Origin of the sequence: Streptomyces sp. NPDC005706 (assembly GCF_040631045.1) — a bacterium.
In the GTDB taxonomy this organism is placed as follows: domain Bacteria; phylum Actinomycetota; class Actinomycetes; order Streptomycetales; family Streptomycetaceae; genus Streptomyces.
In genome coordinates, this window is the sequence record NZ_JBEXYS010000044.1 from 1 (window position 1) to 25,568 (window position 25,568).

Below are 25,568 nucleotides of genomic sequence, written 5' to 3' on the forward strand. Positions count from 1 at the left end.
ACCGGCGAGGAGATCACCCAGAACGGGCTCGGCGGCGCCGACGTGCACGCCGAGACCTCCGGCGTCTGCCACTTCGCCTACGACGACGAGGAGACGTGCATCGCCGAGGTGCGCTACCTCCTCTCGCTGCTGCCGCAGAACAACCGGGAGAACCCGCCCGGGACCGACTCCTCGGACCCGGTGGACCGCCGCTCCGACGTCCTGCTCGACCTGGTCCCGGCCGACGGCAACCGTCCGTACGACATGACCAAGGTCATCGAGGAGATCGTCGACGACGGCGAGTACCTCGAGGTCCACGAGCGCTGGGCGCGCAACATCATCTGCGCGCTGGCCCGGCTGGACGGCCAGGTCGTCGGCATCATCGCCAACCAGCCCCAGGTGCTGGCGGGTGTGCTGGACATCGAGGCGTCCGAGAAGGCCGCCCGCTTCGTACAGATGTGCGACGCGTTCAACATCCCGATCATCACTCTTCTGGACGTACCCGGCTTCCTGCCCGGCGTCGATCAGGAGCACGGTGGAATCATCCGGCACGGAGCGAAGCTGCTGTACGCCTACTGCAACGCCACCGTGCCGAGGATCTCGCTGATCCTGCGCAAGGCGTACGGAGGTGCGTACATCGTGATGGACTCCCAGTCGATCGGCGCCGACCTCACCTACGCCTGGCCCACCAACGAGATCGCCGTGATGGGCGCCGAGGGCGCGGCCAACGTCATCTTCCGCCGCCAGATCGCGGACGCCGAGGACCCCGAGGCCATGCGGCAGAAGATGGTCAAGGAGTACAAGGCCGAGCTGATGCACCCGTACTACGCGGCCGAGCGCGGTCTGGTCGACGACGTGATCGACCCCGCCGAGACCCGCGAGGTGCTGGTGAAGTCGCTGGCGATGCTGCAGTCCAAGCACGCCGACCTGCCCTCCCGCAAGCACGGCAACCCCCCGCAGTAACCGAGCGGACCCGTCGCGGCAACCCCGCGGACCTCTTACTGACGGAGACTGACACCCATGAACACTGACATCCGCGTCGAGAAGGGCCACGCCGAGCCCGAGGAAGTCGCCGCCATCACGGCCGTTCTGCTGGCCCGTGCGGCCGCCCAGCCGGCCGCCCCGGCGCACCGCGGCCGTGCCAAGGCCGGCTGGCGCCGGCTGGAGCGCGAGCCCGGCTTCCGCGCCCCGCACAGCTGGCACGGCTGACCGGCGACGGCCCCACGGGCCGCCCCCGCACGACATGAGAGAGGGCCCCTCCGCTCGGAGGGGCCCTCTCTCATGTCGTGCGGGGGGTACGAGGGCGGGGGAAAAGGAAGAACCCGCGTCCCTTCCGGGACACGGGTTCCTGAGCGACCGGCCGCCTAGCGCAGGCGGGCCATGAGGGCGTGCTCCACCAGCGTGATCAGCGCACTCTTGGCGTCCGCGCGGTGCCGGGCGTCCGTCGTGATGATCGGGGTGTCCGGGCCGATCTGCAGGGCCTCACGGACCTCGTCCGGGTTGTAGGGCTGCTGTCCGTCGAAGCCGTTGAGGGCGATGACGAAGGGCAGTCCGCTGTTCTCGAAGTAGTCGACCGCGGGGAAGCAGTCGGCGAGACGGCGGGTGTCGACGAGGACGATCGCGCCGATCGCGCCGCGCACCAGGTCGTCCCACATGAACCAGAAGCGGTCCTGACCGGGCGTACCGAAGAGGTACAGGATCAGGTCCTGGTCCAGGGTGATACGGCCGAAGTCCATGGCCACCGTGGTGGTGGTCTTGTCACCGGTGTGGGTGAGGTCGTCGATGCCGGCCGAAGCGGACGTCATGACGGCCTCTGTGCGCAGCGGGTTGATCTCCGAGACGGCGCCGACGAACGTGGTCTTGCCCACGCCGAAGCCGCCCGCCACCACGATCTTCGCGGAGGTGGTGGAGCGGGAAGGACCGCCGCTAGAGCTTGCGAAGTCCACTGAGCACCCTTTCGAGCAGTGTCACGTCTGGCTGGCCACCGGCGTTCTCGTCGCCGCCGGGCTGATGGATGGCGACCAGGCCCGCCTCCGCCAAGTCGGCGACGAGAATCCTGGCGACGCCGAGGGGGATCGTGAGCAGGGCCGAGACCTCGGCCACCGACTTGATCTCCCGGCACAGGTTGCAGATCCGCTGATGTTCGGGCAGCTGGCCCTGCATCTGGTGCGGAGCGGCGGTGGTGTGCACCAGTGCCTCGATGGCGAGCTGGTAGCGCGGGCGGGTCCGGCCGCCGGTCATGGCGTACGGACGCACCAAGGGGTTGTTCGATGCGGATGCCGGCGCCGGCTCGGGGCGGCGCTGCGGCTGGACCGGCTGGATCCGCGGGGCCGGCGGCTGGTCGTACGGCGAGGGCCCGGGGCCCTGCGGAGCGTACGGCCGGCGGTGACCAGGGGCGGAGGGGAAGTCGTACCGGTTCGCCGAACCGTCGCTCTGGCCCTGGGCAGGGCCGTACGACCAGTTGCCCGAATGCGAACCGCCTGGGGGTGTTGCCACTTTCTCCTCCTCCGACTGTGCCGGGCACCCATCCGTGTGGAGCCGCGTCCCGAAACCTTACGGCCCCGGGACGCGAATACGCACCGTTCGTCTGTTAGTTGAGAAGGCTTCCCTGGAGCTCCGCGCGGAGATCCGGGGTGAGAACCGTGCCCGCGCGGTCCACGAGAAGTGCCATCTCGTACCCGATGAGGCCGATGTCCGCTTCCGGGTGGGCCAGAACAGCGAGCGAGGAACCGTCGGAGACGGACATGATGAAGAGGAATCCCCGCTCCATCTCCACAACTGTCTGGTTCACGCTGCCGCCCTCGAAGATGCGGGAGGCGCCTGCCGTCAGAGACGTCAGACCGGAGGCGACGGCCGCGAGCTGGTCCGCGCGGTCGCGGGGAAACCCTTCGGACATCGCCAGAAGGAGTCCGTCGGCGGAGACCACCACCGTGTGGGACACCCCCGGGGTGTTGTCCACGAAGTTGGTGATCAACCAGTTCAGGTTCTGTGCCGCCTGGCTCATCGGGCTCACACTAACGCTCCTGGTTGTAGGTGCTGTCAGGACCACTGTGCTGATTCCCAGTGGCCTGGCCGTTCGATTCACTGCCTGCGCTGCGTCCGCGCTGGACGCCCCGACGCAGGTTGCTCAGCCTGCCCCGGACGTCCTCCGGGGCGCGGGAGACCTGCGGGCCTCCCTGAGGGGTGCTCTCGGCGGTGCCCTCGACCAGATTGGCCTTGGGTACCCGCCGGGGCAGGCCGGAGGCGGTGACGCCGCCCGCCTTCGGCTTGCGGAGCTGCGAAGCCTGCTGCCAGCGCTCGTCGTTGGCCGAACGCCAGTCGCCGTCGCCGTTGCTCCCCGGGGTGTTCCCCGCGGGGGCCGGCGTCTCCGGCTGTGCGCGCCCGGCGCCGTTCGAGCCGCTGGGACCGCTCGCGGATCCGCGGCGGGGCAGACCGGCGTCGGTCATCCGGTGGGCGGCGGAAGAGGTCGTTCCCGGACGGTCGAAGCCTACGCCGTTCCGCTCGCCCGCGTCAGCGGACTGCGGTTCCGTTTCCGGAGCGTAATGAGACGGATAGCCGTTCCGGTAGCTGTCCTGCTGCGGCCAGTCGTCCTGGTAGGACTGGCCCTCGTAGGAGCCGAACCCGTCGGACGCGGAGCCGTGCGCGGGCGCCTGCTCCTCCTGGGCCGGTTCCGCATACGCGGGCTCGGGGTAGCCGCCACCGTTCGGGGCGAAGCCGTCGTCGCGCGGCACGCCACCGTTCGGCGCGTAGTACTGGTCGTCGTACGAGGGCTCGTACCCGGCGTTCCGGTGCTCCTCGTACGCCTGCTGCTGGTCGCCGTAGGCCTGCCCGCCGTCGTACGCGGCGGGCTGGGCGGGCTGCTCGCCGAACCCGGCCGCGCCGTCGTAGCCGGCCTGCCGGGCGTCGAACTCGCCCGCGTACCCGCGCTGCCCGTCGGCCTCCTGCTGCGGCTCGTCGTGCGACTGGGCCTCCAGCGCGGCACGGCGCTCCTCGCGCATCAGGGAGCGGCCCACGGGGTCCAGGTCGCGGAGGTCGTCGGGGACCTCCGAGTAGCGGCTGTCGTCGAAGCCGAGTTCGGCGGCGGTGCGCATCGGCTGATGCTGCACCTGGGCGAAGTCCTCACCGCGGAACTGCTGCTCCGGGATGATCTGGGAGACCGTGAACTCCTCGCGGTCCAGCGGGGCTTCACCGCCACCGCCGTGTGTGATCGCGTCCGGCAGCATGACCAGCGAGGTGGTGCCGGCCTGCTCGCCCGAGGGGCGCAGCTGGACGCGGATGCCGTGCCGGTCGGACAGCCGGCCGACCACGAACAGGCCCATGCGCTGGGAGATGGCGGCGTCCACGGTCGGCGGGTTGGCCAGCTTGTGGTTGATGTCCGCGAAGTCCTCGGCGGTGAGACCGATGCCCTTGTCGTGGATCTCGACCATGACGCGGCCGTCGGGCAGACGGGTCGCGGTGACGCGCACCTTGGTCTGGGGCGAGGAGAACGTGGTGGCGTTCTCCAGCAGCTCGGCCAGCAGGTGCACGAGGTCGGTCACGGCACGGCCGTGGATCTCGGCCTCCGGCACGCCGGACAGCTCGATGCGCTCGTACTGCTCCACCTCGGAGGAGGCGGCGCGCAGCACGTCGACCAGCGGGACCGGCTGGTCCCAGCGGCGGCCGGGCTCCTCGCCGGCGAGGACCAGGAGGTTCTCGCCGTTGCGGCGCATACGGGTGGCCAGGTGGTCCAGCTTGAAGAGGTTCTCGAGCTGGTCCGGGTCCGCCTCGTTGTTCTCCAGGTCGGTGATCAGGGTCAGCTGGCCCTCGATCAGCGACTGGTTGCGGCGGGAGAGGTTGGTGAAGATCGCGTTGATGTTGCCCCGCAGCAGCGCCTGCTCGGAGGCGAGCCGGACCGCCTCGCGGTGGACCTGGTCGAAGGCGCGGGCGACCTCGCCGATCTCGTCCTTGGTGTGGATCGGGATCGGGGCGACCCGGGTGTCGACCCGGCCCGGGTCGGTGCGGGAGAGCTGGTCGACCAGCATCGGCAGACGCTGCTCGGCGACGCCGAACGCGGCGTTGCGGAGCTGGCGCATCGAGCGGCTCATCTGGCGGGCCACGGCACCGGCCAGGATGAAGGCGAGGAGCAGGGCCACGACGACGACGGCACCGGTGGTGATGGCCGAGGTCTTGGCGTCGTCGGCGATGCCGGACGCCTCGGTCACGGCCTTGTCGGCGAGGTCCGACTCGATCTGGCGGTAGGCCTTGTACTTGAGGGTGTTGACCCCCCACCAGTTCTGGGCCGTCACGCCGCCCGCCGCCATCTGCTGGCGGGTGAGCGGGGTGGTGTCCTTCATCGTCGCCAGCGCCGAGACCATCGCGTTCGGCTTGGACGGCGGCGCGACGTACTTCGGGTCCTTCTGCTTCTCCTGCGCGACCAGCGCGGCGCCGTCCGTCTTGATCTTCGCCTGCGCGTCGGTCAGCTTCTGCGCGTCCTCGTCGGTGCCACCGCCGAGGTACTCCTCCAGCGCGATGCGCTCCAGGTAGGCGTACGAGGACAGGGAGACCCGCTGCGTCGCCAGGTTGGGGTCGTCCGGACCGGGCTTGACCAGCAGGTGCATGCCGATCGACCGCTCCAGCGACAGTGCCGCCTTGGTGAGCGACATGGCGTAGACGGTTCGGCCGTAGGAGGTGATGTTGCCGGTACCCAGACCGAGTTCGTTGGCGAACTCCATCAGGGGGTGCGCGACCTCGACGTAGCCCTCTTCGGTCTTCACACCGGTGGTCTTCTTGGTGTACGCGACCCGGCGCAGCGTCTGCAGCGTGGGCTCTGCCTTGCGGAAGAGATCCAGACGGCGCTTGATGCCGGGCTTGTCCGGCACGTTCTGCGCTGCCTGGTGGAAGACGGCGGCCGCCTGGTCCGTCTGCTTGCGGGCCGCGGTGACGACGTCCTTCTGGTTGCCCAGCAGCAGCGGGGCCGCGGTGACGTCACGCTCGTTCTCGAGCGCGTCGGCGTAGCTGAGGGAGGCGCGCACCAGGCGGGCGGTGTTCTCCGCGTCCCGGGCCTCGTTCCAGGTGTCGATCGAGCTCTTCACCTGGAAGCCGCCCATGATGAGGCCGACCGCCACGGGTATGAGCAGGATCGCGTTCAGCCGCGTCGGCACCCGCCAGTTGCGCGGTGAGAAACGGCCACCGCCGGCCGGGGGAGTGGCCGAGGGCTCGGCACCCGGCACAGGGGTGGGCACCGCAGCGCGCGGCGGCGGGGTGAAGTTGCCCCGCGCCGACGGCTCGGGACCGTTCTTGCTTCGCCTCACTCGACCAACAACCTCTCGGCGGTCGGCACCTTCGTCGTGCCGCAGTCTCTCAGAGCCCGGTTCGTCATCGACCACTCAGTATGTCTTTGACTATTAGGCAGTTCAGGCATTCCAGCACGTCGGCATCCGCTCTTCCAAACACTCGGAACCTGAGGTTCCGAGTGATGTACGCCCTAGATAAAACGGGCATAAAGAGCGAGCCCCGCCAAAAGGCGGGGCAGTCGTGCGCGCAGCGACACCGTCCGAACGCGTCGCGTGGTGAAGAACGGCGATTCCTCTGCCGAACCGTTATGAACACTGGAGCCGACCGTGTCAAAGGCCACAGCCGGCTCCGCTTGCCGTACGGCAACTGCCGTACGGCACGTCTCAATTGGGTGCTACCGCAGGCGGGCCATGAGCGCGTGCTCCACCAGCGTGATCAGCGCACTCTTGGCGTCCGCGCGGTGCCGGGCGTCCGTCGTGATGATCGGGGCGTCCGGACCGATCTGCAGCGCTTCCCGTACTTCTTCGGGGGCGTAGGGCTGCTGTCCGTCGAAGCCGTTGAGGGCGATGACGAAGGGCAGTCCGCTGTTCTCGAAGTAGTCGACCGCCGGGAAGCAGTCGGCGAGACGGCGGGTGTCCACGAGGACCACCGCGCCGATCGCGCCGCGAACGAGGTCGTCCCACATGAACCAGAAGCGGTCCTGACCGGGCGTACCGAAGAGGTACAGGATCAGGTCCTGGTCCAGCGTGATACGGCCGAAGTCCATGGCCACCGTGGTGGTGGTCTTGTCACCGGTGTGCGTGAGGTCGTCGATGCCGGCCGAAGCGGACGTCATGACGGCCTCTGTGCGCAGCGGGTTGATCTCCGAGACGGCGCCGACGAACGTGGTCTTGCCCACGCCGAAGCCGCCCGCCACCACGATCTTCGCGGAGGTGGTGGCCCGGCCCGCGTCAGAGCTTGCGAAGTCCACTGAGCACCCTTTCGAGCAGCGTCACGTCCGGAGCGCCGCCGTTGTTCTCGTCGCCACCCGGCTGGTGGATGGCGACCATGCCGGCCTCTGCGAGGTCGGCGACCAGGATCCGGGCCACGCCGAGCGGCATGGCCAGCAGCGCCGACACCTCCGCGACCGACTTGACCTCACGGCAGAGGTGGCAGATGCGCTGGTGTTCCGGGAGCAGTCCCATGAGCGCTGCCGGGTCGGCCGTGGTGCTGATCAGTGCCTCGATGGCGAGCTGATAGCGCGGCCGGGTCCGGCCACCGGTCATCGCGTACGGACGTACCAGCGGCTGGTCGCCCTCGTCCCCGTACGGCTCCGCGTACGGATCATGAGAGGCGGTGGGCGGGGTCATGAATCCTCCGGGCGGGACAGCAAGTCGGTCAGGCGAGCCGTCGGAAGGGGCCGGTGGGGGGATTGTGACGGCCGGACGGTGTTTTTGTGAGGTGGGTGGTGCCGGGGCCGGTCAGTGAAGCAGACTGCCTTGGAGTTCGGCGCGCAGATCCGGGGTGAGTACCGCCCCTGCACGGTCGACCAGCAGTGCCATCTCGTAGCCGACCAGGCCGATGTCGCACTCGGGGTGGGCCAGGACCGCGAGGGAAGACCCGTCCGAGACGGACATGAGGAAGAGGAACCCGCGCTCCATCTCGACGACCGTCTGCGCCACGCTGCCGCCCTCGAAGATCCGGGACGCCCCGGCGGTCAGCGAGGTCAGCCCGGACGCGACGGCCGCCAACTGGTCGGCGCGGTCACGCGGAAAACCTTCGGACATGGCCAGCAGAAGGCCGTCGGCGGAGACCACCACCGTGTGCGACACCCCAGGGGTGTTGTCCACGAAGTTGGTGATCAACCAGTTCAGGTTCTGTGCCGCCTGGCTCATCGGACTCAACTAACGCTCCTGCTGGTGAGTGGGGCTCTGGAAACTGCCGGTCTGGCCGTTGCCGGCCTGACGGCCCTGCGCGATGCCCCGACGGAGATTGGTCAGCCGGCCGCGTACGTCGTCAGGCGCACGCGAGACCTGCGGACCGGCTTGGTGCTGTTGCTGCTGAGCCGTGCCCGGGACGAGGTTCGCCCTGGGCACCCGGCGCGGCAGGCCGGAGGTGGTGACGCCGCCCGCCGCGGGCTGCCGTACGCGCTCCGCCTGCCGGACGAGTTCGTCGTTCGGCGAGGTGCGCCAGGAACCGGTGGCGGCGGGACGTTGCTGGGCCGGCGCGGGCGCCTGCTGCTGCGGCGCCGCGGCCGGGGTGTTCTCCGGCTGCCGCTCCTGCTGGTGACCGTGGAACCAGTTGGTCTCCAGCGTGTCGTACAGCGGGGTGCGGCCGTCGCCCGGACCGGTGGCCGGCGGCAGCGCCTCCGGCTCGCGGCGGGCGGGACGCTGCTGCGGCGGCTGCTGCTGCGGGGCCGGCGGCCGCGGCGCGCCGAAGTCGGCACGGGCAGCGGGCTGCGGACGCTCGAACTGGCCGGTGTCGGCCGGGGCCTGGCGGCCGGGCAGCGCGTGCTGTCCGGTGGAACCGCCGTCGAAGCCGCCGTCGTACGCCTGCGGGGCCGCGAACTGGCCGGTGCTCTGCGGGTCCTGCTGCCCGGACGCCGACGTGCCGAAGACGTCGGAGCGGACGTACTGGCCGTTGCCGCCCTGCTGGCCGTACTGGCCGTTGTCCTGCGGGGCGGCCGGGGCGGCCGGACGCTGGAACTGGCCGGTCTGCTGCGGGTTCTCGGCGCCGGGACGCGCGAACTGGCCTGTGGAGCCGTTCATCCCGAAGTCCGGGCGGGGGAACTCGCCCGTCGAGGCCGGACCCTGAGCGTCGATCCGCGGCATCTCCGCCGTCGAGCCCGGGCCCTGCCGGTCGTCGAAGCGCGGCATGCCCGAGGTCTGCGCCGGGTTCTGCTCGTCATGGCCGCGCGGGGCGTCCAGCGAGGCACGCGACAGCGGAGCCTGGGCGTTGCCGCGCCAGTCCGCGGGGTCGGACTGCGGGTTGCCGCCGGGCAGTTCGGCCCGGGGGCCGCCGCGCGGCGGAAGCTGGGGCTGACGGCCCTGGTCGGAGCCGCCCGCGCCACCGCGCTGCGCCGCCGGACCGCGACCGCCGAACATGTCCTGCTGCGGACCGCCGCCGGCCCGCTGGCCCTGCCCGGCGCCCGGCTGACCGCCGAAGCCGCCCGCGCCGGCCCCGGCCGGAGCCGGCCGGCCCTGCTGCGGGCCACCCGGGCCCTGCGGACCGCGCGCTCCGCCCGGCGCACCGGGACGGCCGCCCTGGCCCGTGCCGGGCAGCGCGGCCCGCGGACCCTGGGCGGAGCCGACCTGACCGCGCGGGCCCTGTCCGGTGCCGAGGCGTCCGGCGGACGGCGCGCCGCCGAGGGCACCACCCTGACCGCCGCCGTTGCCGCGGCGGGCGGCGGCGACACCGGCCGCGGCCTGCGCGGCGGCGGGGCCACCGGTCGCCGCGGGGGCGCCGGGCTTGCCCGGAACGGGCTTCTTGCCGCCCTGGGCGACGTCGACGGGCAGCATGACCAGCGCGGTCGTGCCGCCGGAGTCGGACGGGCGGAGCTGGATGCGGATGCCGTGCCGCTGCGACAGACGGCCGACCACGAACAGACCCATGCGGCGGGACACCGACACGTCCACGGTGGGCGGCGCGGCGAGCCGCTCGTTGATCGCCGCGAGGTCCTCGGGGGAGAGGCCGATACCGGTGTCGTGGATCTCGATCAGGACGCGGCCGTCGGGCAGCGCGTGACCGGTGACCTTGACCTTGGTCTGCGGCGAGGAGAAGGAGGTGGCGTTCTCGAGCAGCTCGGCGAGGAGGTGCACGAGGTCGTTGACGACGCGGCCGGCGACCTCGGTGGTCGGCACGGCGGCCAGCTCGATGCGCTCGTACTGCTCCACCTCGGACGCGGCGGCGCGGAGCACGTCGACCAGCGGGACCGGGCGGGTCCACCGGCGGCCGGGCTCCTCACCCGCGAGGACGAGGAGGTTCTCACCGTTACGGCGCATACGGGTGGCGAGGTGGTCGAGCTTGAACAGCGAGGAGAGCTGGTCCGGGTCGGCCTCGCGGGACTCCAGTTCGGAGATCAGCGAGAGCTGACGCTGGATCAGACCCTGGGAGCGGCGCGAGAGGTTGGTGAACATCGCGTTGACGTTGCCCCGCAGCAGGGCCTGCTCGGCGGCGAGGCGGACCGCCTCGCGGTGCACGTCGTCGAAGGCCGCGGCCACCTGGCCGATCTCGTCCCGGGAGTGCACACCGACCGACTCCACGGACGTGTCCACGTCCTGCGGGTCGGACTCGGAGAGCTGCTTGACCAGTTCGGGCAGCCGGTCCTGGGCGACCTTGGTGGCCGTGTCCTGCAGCCGGCGCAGCGAGCGGATCATGGACCGGGCCACGACGAAGGCGCCGACCAGCGAGACGCCCAGCACGATGAGGATCAGCGCGCCGGAGAGGATCGCCTCCTGCTCGGAGGACGACTTCAGCTCGCGGGCCTTCTGCTCCATGTCCTCGAGCAGCGTGTGCTCGATGTTCTTCATCTGCTGGATCTTGGTGGAGCTGTCGTCGACCCAGTCGCGGTAGGAGCGCGCCGGCAGGTCGTTGAGGCCGCCGGGGGACTCCAGAACCCGCTTGGCGTACAGGTCCGCCGCCTGGATCGTCGGGTTGCTGTCCTCGATCGGCTTGAGCAGCTCGTCCGGGTTCTGGCTGCTGTAGATCTTGCGGAAGATCGCGATCTGCGACTTCTCGCTCGAGTACGCCGACTCGCCGTAGAGCTGGTCGTTCTTGGACAGCTCACCCTTGGAGGTGTTGCTGGAGGTCAGGGCCGCCGCGATGACGGCACGCTGCACCGAGGCGTACTCCTTGGCGCTGGAGAAGGCCGCCAGGGCGCGGGTGCGCGAGATCATCTCCGGGTTGCTGGACGCCTCGGCCATGGACTGGGAGAGGTCGATCAGCTGGGTGATCAGCCGGTGGTACGCCTCGACCGTCTGCGTCGAGTTGTTCTTCGACTTGTAGGCGTCCTGGCGGATCTTGGCGAGGCCGTCGAGCTGGTTGGCGAGGCTGACCAGGGTGTCGCGGACACCCTGGAGGTTGCCGTTCTTGCTCGCCTCGTCGATCTGCTCGGAGGAGTCGAGGAAGTTCTCCCGGGCCCGGTCGGTCTTGTCCTGGTAGCCCTTGACCGTGTAGTCGGTGGGCTTCAGGCCGTGCGCCAGCGGGCCGGCGGACTGGTCGCGCTCGTCCTGGAGCGCCATGGCCAGCTCGGTCGCCTGCTTGGTCATGTCCGTCAGCAGCTTCATGTTGTCGAGCTGCTGGATGTCGTCCATCGAGTCGCCGATGCGCAGCGCGCCCAGCGAGGTCGCCGCGACGACGGGGAGCGCCAGCAGCGACACCAGGCGCGTGGAGATGCGCCAGTTGCGCAGGGCCAGGCGCGAGCCGGGGCCGCTCGGGCTCTTGCCGGCCGGCTTCGCGGGCGGAGTGGGGTTCTGGGCCTTCGCCGAACCGGCCGGACCCGCCGTGGACGACGTGCCGGGGCGCCCGGAGCGCTCACCGCTGTCGCCGGGCTGGGCCGGGCCCGGGTTCTGGGCGTGCTGGGGGGAGGAACCGCGGTCGGTCCCGCCGTGCGCCTCCGGCTCCGCCGAAGCGCTGCCATCCCTCTTGAAACGTCCCTGCACTAGCGTCGCAACCTCTGGACCAGGCGCCCCCCCGCGCGAACGGAAGGACACGGTGTCGGCGTCTTGGAGAGCGCCCTGAATACGCCCCCCGGTGGTCTTGAGTGACCCGGCGCTGGTTCCCCCTTCTCGCCGCCACTCGGCGCTGCGTTGCGCCCTGCGCGCCGGCTCGATCCCGCGGCGGTCCGTGGAATTCCAGCACAGTGCCGGATCTCCAACAAGGGCCATGAGCCGAGCTGTGACCTATGTGACGGAGTGTGAGGCTCAGGCTACGGACCGTGTAAGTCGATTCGCAACAAAACGGGCGTACCGCTGCGACTCGGAGTCCGCCATCAGGTGTCCCAGTCGCCATGATCAGGAGCGGAATGCGGGCTTCAGGTGGTCAATGTCCGTTTTCCCGGCGGAAGATGCGAGTCGGAATTGACCGATTTGCCCATGAGGTCGTGAGGAAACTCACATGGAGATCTTGTGGAGTTCGCGTCCATGGCGGGGAATCCGATGTTTAGCCTTGCGCTTTACAGGATGAGATGCTCTGTCAACCCACCCTCGGCCACAGGATGACAACGGTGAAGACGACCATGATGTTCCGCAACATAGCCAACCCGCGGCGCACGACGCTGGCGCACCTCGAGGACGCCGACGAACTGCAGACCCCGGAGCTGCCGGAGCACTCCGTCGACCTCCCGGCCCAGACGGCCAATCCGCGTCGCACCGTCCTCATGGAGGTCCCGGTCGGCGCCGTCGCGGCCGGCGAGTAGCCGAGCCCGGCACCGGAAGCACCGAGCGCGGCCCGGAGGTCACACGATCTCCGGGCCGCGCTCGTTTTTCACCGGGATTCGCTCTCCGGCCCCTTTTTCTCCCCCGGCCGGAATCCATGGCACCACCACCGATCCGATACACCGGCACGTCGTCCGCTGTGAATTCTCCGCCCGTGGGACGGGGCCGGTGCCCGAGGGCGCCGGATCCGCCGGCCCGGCGGTGCGCCCTCCCGGCAGGGCCTCCGGCCCGGGCGCCGCACGCCCCCGCCGCGGCCGCGGGCGCCGCCGTGAATTCGCGGGTAATGCGCGAATGCGCCGTCCGGGTAATCCCGTGGAATTCAGCTCGCCGCACGTCGATCCACGACCCGGAAAGGCCCGCCACGCCGCACTGCCCGAACGCCGCCCGGCCCGACCGGTTAACCTGGGGCGTCAGTACGCCGGTTCTAGTTGAGGGGCGCAGGATCCCGTGCGCATCGCCAGGTTCTCCATCGACGGGAACGTAGCCTTCGGCGCGGTCGAGGGCGACAAGGAGGACGAACTCGTCCTCGACATCATCAAGGGCATCCCGTTCGCGGACCACGAGCTGTCCGGTACGAAGGTGCCGCTCAGCAAGGTCAGGCTGCTTCCGCCGGTGCTCCCCAACAAGGTGGTGGCGTTCGGCCGCAACTACGCCGAGCACGCGCGCGAGCTGGGCAACGAGGTGCCCGACGCCCCGTTCGCCTTCTTCAAGCCCTCCACCTCGGTGATCGGCCCCGGCGACGAGATCCGGTACCCGTCCTTCTCTCAGGAACTGCACCACGAGGCCGAGCTGGCCGTCGTCATCGGGCGCATGTGCCGCGAGGTGCCGCGCGAGCGCGTCAAGGACGTGATCCTCGGCTACACCTGCGCCAACGACGTCACGGCCCGCGACGTGCAGAGGCGCGAGAAGCAGTGGGCGCGGGCCAAGGGCTTCGACTCCTCCTGCCCGCTCGGCCCCTGGGTGGAGACGGACCTGGACCTGGAGCGCGCGAACGACCTCACCGTGCAGCTCACCGTCAACGGCGAACAGCGCCAGCTCGGCCGCACGAGCGAGATGATCCACCCCATCGAGGACCTGGTCGTCAACATCTCCGAGGCCATGACCCTGCTCCCCGGCGACGTCATCCTCACCGGCACCCCCGCGGGGGTCGGCCCCCTGAACGTCGGCGACGAGGTCGCCGTCACCATCGAAGGCATCGGCACTCTCACCAACAAGGTTGTCAAGCGTGGCTAGCGCATCCGGCTCACCCGTACGCGTCCGTTTCTGTCCCTCGCCCACCGGTAACCCCCACGTGGGCCTGGTCCGCACCGCCCTGTTCAACTGGGCCTTCGCCCGGCACCACCAGGGCACCCTGGTCTTCCGCATCGAGGACACCGACGCGGCCCGCGACTCCGAGGAGTCCTACAACCAGCTGCTCGACGCGATGCGCTGGCTGGGCTTCGACTGGGACGAGGGCCCCGAGATCGGCGGCCCGCACGCGCCGTACCGCCAGTCGCAGCGCATGGACGTCTACAAGGACGTCGCCCAGAAGCTCCTGGACGCCGGTCACGCCTACCACTGCTACTGCTCCCAGGAGGAGCTGGACACCCGTCGCGAGGCCGCGCGCGCCGCGGGCAAGCCGTCCGGCTACGACGGCCACTGCCGCGACCTGGGCGAGGCGGAGGCCGAGGAGTACAAGGCCCAGGGCCGCTCCCCGATCGTCCGCTTCCGCATGCCCGACGAGACGATCACCTTCACCGACCTGATCCGCGGCGAGATCACGTACCTTCCGGAGAACGTGCCGGACTACGGCATCGTGCGCGCCAACGGCGCCCCGCTGTACACGCTGGTGAACCCGGTCGACGACGCCCTGATGGAGATCACCCACGTCCTGCGCGGCGAGGACCTGCTCTCCTCCACCCCGCGCCAGGTCGCCCTGTACAAGGCGCTGACCGAGCTGGGCATCGCCAAGCAGACCCCGGCCTTCGGCCACCTGCCGTACGTCATGGGCGAGGGCAACAAGAAGCTCTCCAAGCGCGACCCGCAGTCCTCGCTCAACCTCTACCGCGAGCGCGGCTTCCTGCCCGAGGGCCTGCTCAACTACCTCTCGCTGCTGGGCTGGTCGCTCTCGGCCGACCAGGACATCTTCTCGGTCGAGGAGATGGTCGCGGCCTTCGACATCGCGGACGTGAACCCCAACCCGGCGCGCTTCGACCTGAAGAAGTGCGAGGCGATCAACGCCGACCACATCCGGATGCTGGAGGTCAAGGACTTCACCGAGCGCTGCCGCCCGTGGCTGAAGGCCCCGGCCGCCCCCTGGGCGCCGGAGGACTTCGACGAGGCCAAGTGGCAGGCGATCGCGCCGCACGCGCAGACCCGTCTGAAGGTCCTCTCCGAGATCACCGACAACGTCGACTTCCTGTTCCTCGCCGAGCCGGTCTTCGACGAGGCGTCCTGGACGAAGGCCATGAAGGAGGGCTCCGACGACCTCCTGCGCACGGCGCGGGAGAAGCTGGAGGCCGCCGACTGGGCCTCGGCCGAGTCCCTGAAGGAGGCGGTCCTGGCCGCCGGCGAGGCGCACGGCCTCAAGCTCGGCAAGGCCCAGGCCCCGGTCCGCGTCGCCGTCACCGGGCGCACGGTCGGCCTGCCCCTCTTCGAGTCCCTCGAGGTCCTGGGCAAGGAGAAGACGCTGGCCCGTATCGACGCGGCACTGGCGAGGCTCGCGGCGTAACGAACGCCACACACGGAGGGCGGCACCCGGGACACCCGGGTGCCGCCCTCCGCCGTACCCCCCAGGTGCGTGCACCGGGCGGGTGGCCGTCCCCGGACACGGTGGCCGCTCGCCGGTTACGGTCGGGGCATGAGCATTCGCGCCGTGGTCTGGGACGTGGACGACACCCTCTTCGACTACACCACCGCCGACCGCGAGGGCATGCGCGCCCACCTGGTGGCCGAAGGGCTCCTCGCCGGGTACGGGTCGCCGGACGAGGCGCTCGCGCGCTGGCGGGAGATCACCGACCTGCAATGGGCCCGCTTCGCCGCCGGCGAGGTCGACTTCGTCACACAGCGGCGCGACCGCGCCCGGGTCTTCCTGAACCGGCCGGGGCTGACGGACACCGAGGCCGACGACTGGTTCCAGCGGTACGTGCGGCACTACGAGGCCGCCTGGTCCCTGTTCCCGGACGTCCTGCCGGTGCTCGACGCGCTGGCCGCCAGCCACCGGCACGCGGTGCTGTCCAACTCCAGCCTGACCGTCCAGGACCGCAAGCTGCGCCTGCTCGGCGTGCGCGACCGCTTCGAGGCCCTGCTGTGCGCCGCCGAGCTGGGCGTCTCCAAGCCCCGGGCCGGCGCCTTCCTGGCCGCCTGCGACGCCCTGGCGCTCGCCCCGCACGAGGTCGCGTACGTCGGCGACCACCCGGAGATCGACGGGCGGGGCGCCGCCGACGCCGGGCTGCTGTCGGTCTGGATCGACCGCGGCGGCGCCTACGCCACCCTGGATCCGCCCACCGGACCGCACCGCATCGCCTCCCTCTCCGAACTACCCGGGCTCCTCGGCGCGGATAGTCGTTTTGGAGCCCCGTCCACCTTCAGGTAATGTTCTTCCTGCGCCGCCGGGGAGCGGGCCGAGAGGCCCAGAACCGGGGGAGCGAACTAGAACGAGAACCCTTACGGGGCTTGAGTTCCAGTGGCCTATGGTGTAATTGGCAGCACGACTGATTCTGGTTCAGTTAGTCTTGGTTCGAGTCCAGGTAGGCCAGCTCGCAGAGCTCATCTGCGCCGCGGATCACATCCGCAAGCCCCCGTTGTGTAGCGGCCTAGCACGCTGCCCTCTCAAGGCAGTAGCGCCGGTTCGAATCCGGTCGGGGGTACTGATCTCGGTCAAGTCGAGATCGCTAGGGCCCCCGTTGTGTAGCGGCCTAGCACGCCGCCCTCTCAAGGCGGTAGCGCCGGTTCGAATCCGGTCGGGGGTACGGACTGGTCTAAACCATCATTGGTCTATGGTGTAATTGGCAGCACGACTGATTCTGGTTCAGTTAGTCTTGGTTCGAGTCCAGGTAGACCAGCTCGGACCTGCGGAAACGCAGTGTCCAGGCCCCCGTTGTGTAGCGGCCTAGCACGCCGCCCTCTCAAGGCGGTAGCGCCGGTTCGAATCCGGTCGGGGGTACAAAAGGAAGGCCCTTCGCTTCGGCGGAGGGCCTTCGCCGTTCCCGGCGGCGGCTACTCGAAGCCGTACCGCCGCGCCGACTCCTCCTCCTGCGCCAGCCGGTGCAGCGCCTGCAGCATCGGCTCCACGAGGACCGCGCCCAGCACCGCGGTCTCCACCTTCTCCGCCTCCGAGGGATGCGTCTCCACGAAGTCCAGGTCGAGGACCGCCGCCTGGTGCATCAACTTCGCGTAGGAGACCAGCAGTTCGGGGTTCCAGTCGTAGCCGAGCCGGCGGAACGCGGCCACCGCCACCACCAGGGAGCGGTACGCGGGCGAGATGGTGACCAGCAGCTTGGCGTTGGACCAGCCCAGTGTCTCCAGCAGCTCGTCCACCCCCTCGTGCGCGGCCCGGATCCACTCGTCCTCCTCGTCCGGCTCCGGCACCTGCGGCAGCGCCCACAGGGCCGCGCCCAGCCGGATGGTGCGACCCAGCGAGTCGTCGTCGACATGGCCCAGCACCTCGCGGACCGTCGCCACCGGGATCCGGCCGACCTGGATCATCGCGCGCACCAGCCGCAGCCGCCGCAGGTGCTCCTCGTCGTACTCCGCCGTGGTGGCGTTGATCTGCCGGCCCGGGGCCAACAGACCCTCGCGCAGGTAGTACTTGATCGTCGCGGTGGACACACCGCTGCGCTCGCTCAGTTCGGCCAGCCGCATCTCTTGCGCCTCTCCTTGGGGAGTGTCACTATCCAAGCACCACTCGAATGGATAGTGGTGCTATCCGATCAATCGAAACGGGGGTCGTGATGTTCACCAGACCGGTACTCGGCCGCACCACCGCTGCGGCGGAGGGCGATGTGGTGGTCCTCCTGATCGGCATGCGCATCAACCGCTTCTGGGCGGTGCACCAGTGGCTCCCGGTCATGCTGGCGATGTTCCGCATGCTGGGGGAGCTGGCCCGGGACAGGGACCGGGGGCTGCTCGGGCGCGTCCTGCTCACGGCCTCGCCGCGGACGTACTACGTGGTGCAGTACTGGGAGTCCAAGGAGCGGCTCTACGCGTACGCGACCGCGCCCGACGCCTTCCACCACCGGGTCTGGGCGCTGATCAACCGCAGGGAGCGGGCCGGGAAGGTGCGCGGGCACGTGGGCATCTGGCACGAGACGTACGTCGTCCCGGAGGGCTCCTACGAGTCGGTCTACGGCGACATGCCGGCGTTCGGGCTGGCCGCCGCGCACGGGCAGGTACCGCTGGAGAAGCGGGGGCGGTACGCCAAGGACCGGTTCGCGTACCGCTCGCAGCGGGCGCCGGAGTCCGGGAAGACCGCCTGACGGGGCGATCGGGGGACCGGGGGACCGGGGAGGGCTCGCCGCGGCGTTGGGGCGGGCCCTCCCCGGTGACGTTCCCGGGATGCCGGTGGCTCAGCCCGAGCGGCGCAGCGCCTCGGAGAGACGGGCCGCCGCGTCGATGACCGCCTGGGCGTGCATACGGCCCGGATGGCGGGTCAGGCGCTCGATCGGGCCGGAGACGGACACCGCGGCCACCACGCGGTTGGAGGGGCCGCGCACGGGCGCGGAGACGGACGCCACGCCCGGCTCGCGCTCGCCGATGGACTGGGCCCAGCCGCGCCGCCGTACGCCCGACAGGGCCGTCGCCGTGAAACGGGCGCCCTGCAGGCCGCGGTGCAGCCGCTCCGGCTCCTCCCAGGCCATCAGGATCTGGGCGGAGGAACCGGCCTTCATGGTCAGCGTGGAGCCGACCGGGACCGTGTCCCGCAGGCCGGACAGACGCTCGGCCGCGGCCACGCAGATCCGCATGTCCCCCTGGCGCCGATAGAGCTGCGCGCTCTCGCCGGTGACGTCCCGGAGGTGGGTGAGCACGGGGCCGGCCGTGGCGAGCAGGCGGTCCTCGCCGGCCGCCGCCGCCAGTTCCGCGAGGCGCGGGCCGAGGATGAACCGGCCCTGCATGTCGCGTGCCACCATGCGGTGGTGTTCCAGGGCCACGGCCAGGCGGTGGGCCGTGGGTCGTGCCAGTCCGGTGGCGCCGACCAGACCCGCGAGGGTGGCCGGACCGGACTCCAGAGCGCTCAGGACGAGGGCCGCCTTGTCCAGAACGCCGACGCCGCTACTGTTGTCCATGCAACGATACTCGCGTCTCACTCTGTGAAACGCAAGTTCAATTTTCCGTGGAACGCGCCACCCTGGAATCACACAGCGGCCCGCGCACCACAGGGCCCGGCGGCGGACGTCCGAGAACACCGGGGCGCGGGCGCCGTCTCCCCAAGATCTCGAGTTGGGCCGGTGGACGCTCGCCGGCCGGAGGGAAAGCGATGGGTAGGACACTCGCGGAGAAGGTCTGGGACGACCACGTCGTCCGGCGCGCCGAGGGCGAGCCCGACCTCCTCTACATCGATCTGCACCTCCTGCACGAGGTGACCAGCCCGCAGGCCTTCGACGGGCTGCGCAAGGGCGGTCGCCAGGTGCGCCGTCTCGACCTCACCATCGCGACCGAGGACCACAACACCCCGACCCTCGACATCGACAAGCCCATCGCCGACCCGGTCTCCCGGGCCCAGCTGGAGACGCTGCGCAAGAACTGCGCCGAGTTCGGGGTGCGCCTGCACCCGCTGGGCGACGTCGAGCAGGGCGTCGTGCACGTCGTCGGCCCCCAGCTGGGCCTGACGCAGCCCGGCACCACCGTGGTCTGCGGCGACTCCCACACCTCGACGCACGGCGCCTTCGGCGCGCTGGCGTTCGGCATCGGCACCTCCCAGGTGGAGCACGTGCTGGCCACCCAGACGCTGCCGATGGCCCGGCCGAAGACCATGGCCATCACCGTCGACGGCGAGCTGCCCGACGGCGTCACCGCCAAGGACCTGATCCTGGCGATCATCGCGAGGATCGGCACCGGCGGCGGCCAGGGCTACGTCCTGGAGTACCGCGGCTCCGCCATCGAGAAGCTCTCGATGGAAGCCCGGATGACCATCTGCAACATGTCGATCGAGGCCGGTGCCCGCGCCGGCATGATCGCCCCGGACGAGACCACCTTCGAGTACCTCAAGGGCCGCCCGCACGCCCCCGAGGGCGCCGACTGGGACGCCGCGGTCGAGTACTGGAAGACCCTGCGCACCGACGAGGACGCGGTCTTCGACGCCGAGGTCGTCATCGCCGCGGACGAGCTGTCGCCGTTCGTCACCTGGGGTACCAACCCCGGCCAGGGCGCCCCGCTTTCGGCAGCCGTCCCCGATCCGGCTTCGTACGAAGACGCTTCGGAGCGCCTCGCCGCCGAAAAGGCCCTGGAGTACATGGGGTTGGCGGCCGGCCAGCCGCTGCGCTCCATCGGCGTGGACACCGTCTTCGTAGGCTCCTGCACCAACGGCCGTATCGAGGATCTGCGCGCCGCCGCCGATCTGCTGCGCGGTCGCAAAGTCGCCGACGGCGTACGGATGCTGGTCGTCCCGGGCTCCGTCCGGGTCGGTCTGCAGGCCGTCTCCGAGGGTCTGGACGTGGTCTTCAAGGAGGCCGGCGCCGAGTGGCGGCACGCGGGCTGCTCGATGTGCCTCGGCATGAACCCCGACCAGCTGGCCCCGGGCGAGCGTTCCGCGTCCACCTCCAACCGCAACTTCGAGGGCCGGCAGGGCAAGGGCGGCCGTACCCACCTGGTGTCGCCGCAGGTCGCGGCGGCCACCGCGGTCCTCGGCCACCTGGCCTCGCCCGCCGACCTGACCGACGACCGCACGCCCGCTGGAGTCCGATAACCATGGAAGCCTTCACCACCCACACCGGCCGGGCCGTCCCGCTGCGCCGCAGCAACGTCGACACCGACCAGATCATCCCCGCCCACTGGCTCAAGAAGGTGACCCGGGACGGCTTCGAGGACGGGCTGTTCGAGGCCTGGCGCAAGGATCCGGAGTTCGTGCTCAACCGTCCCGAGCGGCAGGGCGCGACCGTCCTGGTCGCCGGTCCCGACTTCGGCACCGGCTCCTCCCGGGAGCACGCCGTCTGGGCGCTGCAGAACTACGGCTTCAAGACCGTGATCTCCTCCCGCTTCGCGGACATCTTCCGGGGCAACTCGCTGAAGAACGGCCTGCTCACGGTGGTGCTCGACCAGGAGGTCGTGGACGCGCTGTGGAAGCTGACCGAGGCGGACCCGCAGACCGAGATCACCGTGGACCTGCAGACCCGTGAGGTGCGCGCCGAGGGCGTCACCGCCTCCTTCGAGCTGGACGAGAACTCCCGCTGGCGGCTGCTGAACGGGCTGGACGACATCTCCATCACTCTGCGGAACGAGACCGACATCGCCGACTACGAGGGCAAGCGGCCCGCCCACAAGCCGCGCACGCTCCAGGTCTGACCCGGCGACCCCGGCAGGTCGACTTTCGGCCACCTCAACACACCGGCTGTACCCCCGATCGCCACGATTGGGGGTACAGCCATGTCTGCCCCCGAACGGCCCCGCGCCGTCCCACCGAAGCGCACAACTTCCCACGTTAGAGGGGTGGTTGGCCGGGTAGGCGCTCCACTGGGCCAAGGTCCGCGCGAGCGCCGACAGGACTGTCCGGCGCGGTAGTTGCACCCTGCGCAGGCGACAACTCGCCCCAGATGGCACAATCTGTGCATGGAACACGACGGCCAACTCCAGCTCTATACGGCGGTCGCGGACCAACTCAAGGAAGCGCACTCAAGGGTGCGCGCACTGCAAGTCCCGGAGGGCGTACGGATGGCGCTGACCCGGAAGCTGCTGGTCATTACGGCCGCGGCCAAGCACGATCTCGCCGCTGCGGCAAGGCGACTGGAGCGGTTCAACGCGGACCTCGACGTGGGACGGATCCCCGAAGAGGACGACTGAGCGGTCCGGGACAGCCGATTTCGCTGCGGCACAAGGGTGATAAGCCCGTTTCGTGTTTGATTTGCGGTATATATCTGCCTAACGTGCGAAAAAGCTTGAACACTTTCGTTCTGGCGATGTCTCCGAAGGGGAAGACGTGAACAAGGCGCAGCTCGTAGAAGCGATTGCCGACAAGATGGGCGGCCGCCAGCAGGCCGCCGAGGCTGTCGATCATGTCCTGGACGCCATCGTCCGCTCGGTCGTCGCGGGCGAGCGGGTCTCGGTCACCGGCTTCGGGTCCTTCGAGAAGGTGGACCGTCCCGCTCGCTACGCCCGTAACCCCCAGACGGGCGAGCGGGTTCGCGTCAAGAAGACCTCCGTGCCGCGCTTCCGCGCGGGCCAGGGCTTCAAGGACCTGGTGAGCGGCTCGAAGAAGCTTCCGCGGGGCGGCGAGGTCTCGGTGAAGAAGGCGCCCAAGGGCAGCCTGACCGGCGGCGCTTCCGCCACGGTCAAGAAGGCCGCCGCGAAGAAGACGACCAAGGCGGCCGCGGCGAAGAAGACCACCGCCAAGAAGGCGGCACCGGCGAAGAAGACCACCGCCGCCGCGAAGAAGGCCACGGCGAAGAAGACCACCGCCAAGAAGACCACGGCGACCGCCAAGACCGCCGCGGCGAAGAAGACCACCGCGAAGAAGGCGACGGCCAAGAAGGCCCCGGCCAAGAAGGTCACCGCCAAGAAGGCCCCGGCCAAGAAGTCGACGGCCCGCAAGACCACCGCCAAGAAGGCCACCGCCCGCAAGGCCTCCTGAGATCACCAGGGGCACTCACGGGCACTCACGCGCCGGGCCGGACTCCCCTCGGGAGTCCGGCCCGCGGCGTGTGTGCGGCCTTGATCAACACCCCTAGAACGTCTGCAGGGTCACCAGGGTGATCCGTACGGCCGCGCCCTCGCGCTCCGTCTCGATCCGCACCCGCTGCCCGGGCCGCAGCAACCGCAGCCCGCCCGCGTCGAACGCCGCCGTGTCGAAGGGCAGCGGGGTCCCGTCGTCGAGCAGCACCTGCCCGCTGCGGGTGCCGGGGTCGTACGTGTATGCGGTGGCGTGCATGACGGCCAGCGTAGTGCCTGCGGCCCCCCGCAGACGGGCGCGGTACGCCGCCGGACGCCGGCCCGTGGTGGCTGATCGCGCGGTTCCCCGCGGCCCTTCGGGGCGTTCGTCACGACCCCGGAATCAGCAACCCCGCGGACACCGCGGCGGTGTACGGCCCGACCCCCAGCGCCAGCGCCGCCCGCAGATCCTCACCGGTGTCCACGTCCTGCCGTACCGAATTCACGTCCGCGAGCCCGAGTTCCGCTGCTCCCGACGCCCGGTGCCGGGCCCGGGAATCGAGGCCGAATGCCGGCCGCAACGGCCGCCCCGGGGCCGCGCTCAGCAGAGTCGTGCCCACCGCGGCGGCGTCCGCGAGAAAGGCACGCGGATATTCGGCCGCGGCATTCAGCACCCGGGACAATTCCATTGGGCGCAGCGCCGGGAGATCCGCGTTCAGCGCCGCGACCGCGGCGGCCGGGCGCGATTCCCGTACGACGGCCGCCCCGTGCCCGAGCGCGGCGTTCAGCCCGCTGCCCGGAGCGTCCGGGACGATCCGGGCGCCCAGCGCCTCCAAGGTCCGGCCGGCCAGCGCGTCGTCCGTGACGACCACCACATCCGCGACCGCCGTGCAGGCCAGCGCCGCGGCCACCGTGTCCTGCGCGAACGCCAACGCCAGCCCGGGGCGCACCCCGTCCGCGGCGGTGTCCGAGAGCCTGCTCTTGGCCCGCGCCAGAGGCTTCAGGGGGATGACCAACGTCCACTGCACCGGCGTACCGTCCCTCTCTTGTCGCGCTCATTGTCACCCGGCCGCGTCCGGCCGGGTGGGGTATCGGTGAGGACGCGACGCTCCCGGCAGGGCGGTGGCCGGGGACGGGCGGGCGTACGGTGTTCTCGACAGACCGGCGGCCTGGGGCGACACTTGTGCGGCCCCCCGGCCGAGGTGCCGAGGTGACAGCCCTTAGAGGCCTAGAGGAAGGTGTCCGCGTGCCCCGCCGCCAAATCGGGTTCTGGTACCGCTTCGCCGCGGTCCTCTGCAAACCGCCACTGGTGGTCCTGATCAAGCGGGACTGGCGCGGAATGGAGCACATTCCGGCCGAGGGCGGATTTATCACCGCGGTGAACCACAATTCACATGTGGACCCCTTCGCGTACGCGCACTATCAGTACAACACCGGACGGGTTCCGCGATTCCTGGCGAAGAGCGGCCTTTTCAAGAAGGGATTCGTCGGCGCCGCCATGCGCGGCACCGGGCAGATCCCCGTCTACCGCGAGAGCACGGACGCGCTCAGCGCTTTCCGGGCCGCGATCGACGCAGTGGAGCGCGGCGAGTGCGTCGCCTTCTACCCCGAGGGCACCCTCACCCGCGACCCCGACGGCTGGCCCATGACCGCCAAGACCGGCGCCGCCCGCGTGGCCCTGCAGACCAAGTGCCCGGTGATCCCGGTCGCCCAGTGGGGCTGCAACGAACTGCTGCCGCCCTACGCCAAGAAGCCCCATCTCCTGCCGCGCAAGACGCACCAGGTCCTGGCCGGGCCGCCCGTCGACCTCTCCCGTTTCTACGACAAGGAGATGACCGCCGACGTGCTGCGGGAGGCCACCGAGGTCATCATGGCGGCCGTCACCCGCCAGCTCGAGGAGATCCGCGGCGAGAAGGCGCCCGACACCCCCTACGACCCGCGCCGCGAGCGGATCGAGCAGCGCCGCAGGACCGCCTCGCAGGCCGCGCGAGCGGGCGCAGGCGCCGACACGGCCGCCGGCGGCCCGCAGGCCGCCGAGGCCGCCCGGGAAGTCTCGCGGACCGGTACCGAGGAGGAGAGCGGCAAGTGAGCAAGACCGTGCGCGCAGCCGTCATGGGCACCGGCTCGTGGGGCACCGCCTTCGGCATGGTTCTCGCCGACGCGGGCTGCGAGGTGACCCTGTGGGCCCGTCGTCCGGAGCTGGCCGAGGCGGTCAACTCCACCCGCACCAACCCCGACTACCTGCCCGGCGTCGAACTCCCGCGCAACCTCGGGGCCACCGCCGACGCCGCCGAGGCGCTGCGCGACGCGGACTTCACCGTCCTCGCCGTCCCCTCCCAGACGCTGCGCGCCAACCTCGCCGAGTGGACCCCGCTGCTCGCGCCGGGCACCGTGCTCGTCTCCCTGATGAAGGGCGTCGAGCTGGGCTCCACCATGCGGATGAGCGAGGTGATCGACGACGTCGCCAAGGTCGGCGCCGACCGCATCGCCGTCGTCACCGGACCCAACCTGGCCCGCGAGATCGCCGCCCGCATGCCCGCCGCGGCCGTCGTGGCCTGCACCGACGAGGCCGTCGCCCGGCGGCTCCAGGCGGCCTGCCACACGCCCTACTTCCGGCCGTACACCAACACCGACGTGATCGGCTGCGAACTCGGCGGCGCGGTCAAGAACGTGATCGGCCTCGCCGTCGGCATCGCCGACGGCATGGGCCTCGGCGACAACGCGAAGGGCTCGCTCATCACCCGCGGCCTCGCCGAGACCACCCGGCTCGGCATGGCGCTCGGCGCGGACCCGCTGACGTTCTCCGGGCTCGCGGGCCTCGGCGACCTGGTGGCCACCTGCTCGTCGCCGCTGTCCCGCAACCACACCTTCGGCACCAACCTCGGCAAGGGCATGACCCTCGAGCAGACCATCACGGTCACCAAGCAGACCGCCGAGGGCGTCAAGTCCTGCGAGTCGGTGGCGGATCTGGCCCGCCGGCACGGTGTCGAGATGCCCATCACCGAGACGGTCGTGGACATCGTGCACGAGGGCAAGCCGCCGGTCGTCGCCGTCAAGGAACTGATGTCGCGCAGCGCCAAGCCCGAGCGGCGCTGAACCCCGCCCCACGCGGCGCCGGGCGGTGCC

General features: G+C 70.5%; 25 protein-coding genes and 5 tRNA genes. 18 read left to right on the plus strand and 12 right to left on the minus strand.

What is annotated here, in order from left to right:
- A partial coding sequence (locus tag ABZ478_RS36525; protein ID WP_359556673.1) for a carboxyl transferase domain-containing protein occupies positions 1-942 on the plus strand: 942 nt, incomplete at its 5' end.
- Between the two features lie 57 nt (positions 943-999).
- Positions 1,000-1,188, plus strand: a complete 189-nt coding sequence (locus tag ABZ478_RS36530; protein ID WP_199212144.1) for an acyl-CoA carboxylase subunit epsilon — start codon at positions 1,000-1,002, stop codon at positions 1,186-1,188.
- Between the two features lie 155 nt (positions 1,189-1,343).
- On the opposite strand, the gene ABZ478_RS36535 is transcribed toward ABZ478_RS36530, so the two are convergent.
- From ABZ478_RS36535 to ABZ478_RS36570, 8 genes are all read right to left on the minus strand, one after another.
- Positions 1,344-1,925 carry an ATP/GTP-binding protein gene (locus tag ABZ478_RS36535; RefSeq protein WP_009314218.1) on the minus strand — a complete coding sequence of 194 codons (582 nt, stop codon included), beginning with the start codon at positions 1,923-1,925 and terminating at the stop codon, positions 1,344-1,346.
- Positions 1,906-2,475 carry a DUF742 domain-containing protein gene (locus ABZ478_RS36540; RefSeq protein ID WP_358940680.1) on the minus strand — a complete coding sequence of 190 codons (570 nt, stop codon included), beginning with the start codon at positions 2,473-2,475 and terminating at the stop codon, positions 1,906-1,908. Before ABZ478_RS36540 ends, ABZ478_RS36535 begins: the two co-directional genes overlap by 20 nt.
- Positions 2,476-2,569: 94 nt before the next feature.
- Entirely contained in the window at positions 2,570-2,983 is a 414-nt protein-coding gene (locus tag ABZ478_RS36545; protein ID WP_005479603.1) for a roadblock/LC7 domain-containing protein, read from the minus strand.
- Between the two features lie 10 nt (positions 2,984-2,993).
- Complete coding sequence (locus tag ABZ478_RS36550) at positions 2,994-6,269, minus strand: nitrate- and nitrite sensing domain-containing protein (protein WP_359556676.1); 3,276 nt, start codon at positions 6,267-6,269, stop codon at positions 2,994-2,996.
- 377 nt (positions 6,270-6,646) lie between these two features.
- Complete coding sequence (locus ABZ478_RS36555; protein WP_100828422.1) at positions 6,647-7,222, minus strand: ATP/GTP-binding protein; 576 nt, start codon at positions 7,220-7,222, stop codon at positions 6,647-6,649.
- Entirely contained in the window at positions 7,203-7,601 is a 399-nt protein-coding gene (locus tag ABZ478_RS36560) for a DUF742 domain-containing protein (RefSeq protein ID WP_143635912.1), read from the minus strand. The genes ABZ478_RS36555 and ABZ478_RS36560 overlap by 20 nt, the downstream gene beginning before the upstream one ends.
- 111 nt (positions 7,602-7,712) lie before the next feature.
- Positions 7,713-8,126 (minus strand): roadblock/LC7 domain-containing protein, encoded by a 414-nt coding sequence (locus ABZ478_RS36565; RefSeq protein WP_003993189.1) that lies wholly within the window; start codon positions 8,124-8,126, stop codon positions 7,713-7,715.
- 9 nt (positions 8,127-8,135) lie between these two features.
- The gene (locus ABZ478_RS36570) at positions 8,136-11,891 is read right to left on the minus strand and encodes a nitrate- and nitrite sensing domain-containing protein (RefSeq protein ID WP_359556679.1); all 3,756 of its coding nucleotides are present in this window, start codon (positions 11,889-11,891) and stop codon (positions 8,136-8,138) included.
- A gap of 563 nt (positions 11,892-12,454) precedes the next feature.
- Between ABZ478_RS36570 and ABZ478_RS36575 the strand changes: the two genes are divergently transcribed.
- The 9 genes from ABZ478_RS36575 (at position 12,455) to ABZ478_RS36615 (ending at position 16,809) form a co-directional block, all read left to right on the plus strand.
- Positions 12,455-12,646: a hypothetical protein gene (locus ABZ478_RS36575; RefSeq protein WP_358936900.1), complete on the plus strand. Its 192-nt coding sequence runs from the start codon at positions 12,455-12,457 to the stop codon at positions 12,644-12,646.
- A gap of 466 nt (positions 12,647-13,112) precedes the next feature.
- Positions 13,113-13,898 carry a fumarylacetoacetate hydrolase family protein gene (locus ABZ478_RS36580; protein ID WP_351664406.1) on the plus strand — a complete coding sequence of 262 codons (786 nt, stop codon included), beginning with the start codon at positions 13,113-13,115 and terminating at the stop codon, positions 13,896-13,898.
- On the plus strand, positions 13,891-15,375 hold the full coding sequence (gltX, locus tag ABZ478_RS36585; RefSeq protein ID WP_359556682.1) for a glutamate--tRNA ligase: 1,485 nt from the start codon (positions 13,891-13,893) through the stop codon (positions 15,373-15,375). The genes ABZ478_RS36580 and gltX overlap by 8 nt, the downstream gene beginning before the upstream one ends.
- Positions 15,376-15,504: 129 nt before the next feature.
- Positions 15,505-16,239: an HAD family hydrolase gene (locus ABZ478_RS36590; protein ID WP_359556685.1), complete on the plus strand. Its 735-nt coding sequence runs from the start codon at positions 15,505-15,507 to the stop codon at positions 16,237-16,239.
- A 91-nt stretch (positions 16,240-16,330) separates the two neighbouring features.
- Positions 16,331-16,402, plus strand: a tRNA-Gln gene (locus ABZ478_RS36595).
- 38 nt (positions 16,403-16,440) lie between these two features.
- A tRNA-Glu gene (locus ABZ478_RS36600) sits at positions 16,441-16,513 on the plus strand.
- 29 nt (positions 16,514-16,542) lie between these two features.
- Positions 16,543-16,615: transfer RNA gene (locus ABZ478_RS36605), tRNA-Glu, on the plus strand.
- Positions 16,616-16,636: 21 nt separating this feature from the next.
- Positions 16,637-16,708: transfer RNA gene (locus ABZ478_RS36610), tRNA-Gln, on the plus strand.
- Between the two features lie 28 nt (positions 16,709-16,736).
- A tRNA-Glu gene (locus tag ABZ478_RS36615) sits at positions 16,737-16,809 on the plus strand.
- A 53-nt stretch (positions 16,810-16,862) separates the two neighbouring features.
- Here the strand turns inward: ABZ478_RS36615 and ABZ478_RS36620 are convergent.
- The gene (locus ABZ478_RS36620; RefSeq protein WP_359556687.1) at positions 16,863-17,507 is read right to left on the minus strand and encodes a MerR family transcriptional regulator; all 645 of its coding nucleotides are present in this window, start codon (positions 17,505-17,507) and stop codon (positions 16,863-16,865) included.
- Positions 17,508-17,596: 89 nt separating this feature from the next.
- On the opposite strand from ABZ478_RS36620, the gene ABZ478_RS36625 reads away from it, so the two are divergent.
- On the plus strand, positions 17,597-18,121 hold the full coding sequence (locus ABZ478_RS36625; RefSeq protein WP_359556689.1) for a DUF4188 domain-containing protein: 525 nt from the start codon (positions 17,597-17,599) through the stop codon (positions 18,119-18,121).
- 90 nt (positions 18,122-18,211) lie between these two features.
- On the opposite strand, the gene ndgR is transcribed toward ABZ478_RS36625, so the two are convergent.
- Positions 18,212-18,928: an IclR family transcriptional regulator NdgR gene (gene ndgR, locus ABZ478_RS36630; protein WP_009320373.1), complete on the minus strand. Its 717-nt coding sequence runs from the start codon at positions 18,926-18,928 to the stop codon at positions 18,212-18,214.
- Between the two features lie 191 nt (positions 18,929-19,119).
- On the opposite strand from ndgR, the gene leuC reads away from it, so the two are divergent.
- The 4 genes from leuC to ABZ478_RS36650 all read left to right on the plus strand — a co-directional run bounded on the left by leuC (position 19,120) and on the right by ABZ478_RS36650 (position 22,425).
- Complete coding sequence (leuC, locus tag ABZ478_RS36635) at positions 19,120-20,547, plus strand: 3-isopropylmalate dehydratase large subunit (protein WP_359556691.1); 1,428 nt, start codon at positions 19,120-19,122, stop codon at positions 20,545-20,547.
- A gap of 2 nt (positions 20,548-20,549) precedes the next feature.
- Entirely contained in the window at positions 20,550-21,143 is a 594-nt protein-coding gene (leuD, locus tag ABZ478_RS36640) for a 3-isopropylmalate dehydratase small subunit (protein WP_359556694.1), read from the plus strand.
- A gap of 264 nt (positions 21,144-21,407) precedes the next feature.
- A complete protein-coding gene (locus tag ABZ478_RS36645) occupies positions 21,408-21,638 on the plus strand; it encodes a hypothetical protein (protein ID WP_359556696.1) in 231 nt (76 codons plus the stop codon).
- 136 nt (positions 21,639-21,774) lie between these two features.
- Complete coding sequence (locus tag ABZ478_RS36650; protein WP_358936868.1) at positions 21,775-22,425, plus strand: HU family DNA-binding protein; 651 nt, start codon at positions 21,775-21,777, stop codon at positions 22,423-22,425.
- Between the two features lie 93 nt (positions 22,426-22,518).
- Here ABZ478_RS36650 and ABZ478_RS36655 read toward each other — a convergent pair whose 3' ends face one another.
- Both ABZ478_RS36655 and cofC read right to left on the minus strand, forming a co-directional pair.
- Positions 22,519-22,722: a hypothetical protein gene (locus ABZ478_RS36655; protein WP_359556699.1), complete on the minus strand. Its 204-nt coding sequence runs from the start codon at positions 22,720-22,722 to the stop codon at positions 22,519-22,521.
- A gap of 109 nt (positions 22,723-22,831) precedes the next feature.
- The gene (cofC, locus tag ABZ478_RS36660) at positions 22,832-23,470 is read right to left on the minus strand and encodes a 2-phospho-L-lactate guanylyltransferase (RefSeq protein ID WP_359556701.1); all 639 of its coding nucleotides are present in this window, start codon (positions 23,468-23,470) and stop codon (positions 22,832-22,834) included.
- Between the two features lie 218 nt (positions 23,471-23,688).
- Here cofC and ABZ478_RS36665 point away from each other — a divergent pair, with 218 nt between their 5' ends.
- Both ABZ478_RS36665 and ABZ478_RS36670 read left to right on the plus strand, forming a co-directional pair.
- Positions 23,689-24,531, plus strand: a complete 843-nt coding sequence (locus ABZ478_RS36665; RefSeq protein WP_359556704.1) for a lysophospholipid acyltransferase family protein — start codon at positions 23,689-23,691, stop codon at positions 24,529-24,531.
- Positions 24,528-25,538 (plus strand): NAD(P)H-dependent glycerol-3-phosphate dehydrogenase, encoded by a 1,011-nt coding sequence (locus tag ABZ478_RS36670; protein WP_359556706.1) that lies wholly within the window; start codon positions 24,528-24,530, stop codon positions 25,536-25,538. The genes ABZ478_RS36665 and ABZ478_RS36670 overlap by 4 nt, the downstream gene beginning before the upstream one ends.
- The last annotated feature ends 30 nt before the right edge of the window (positions 25,539-25,568 follow it).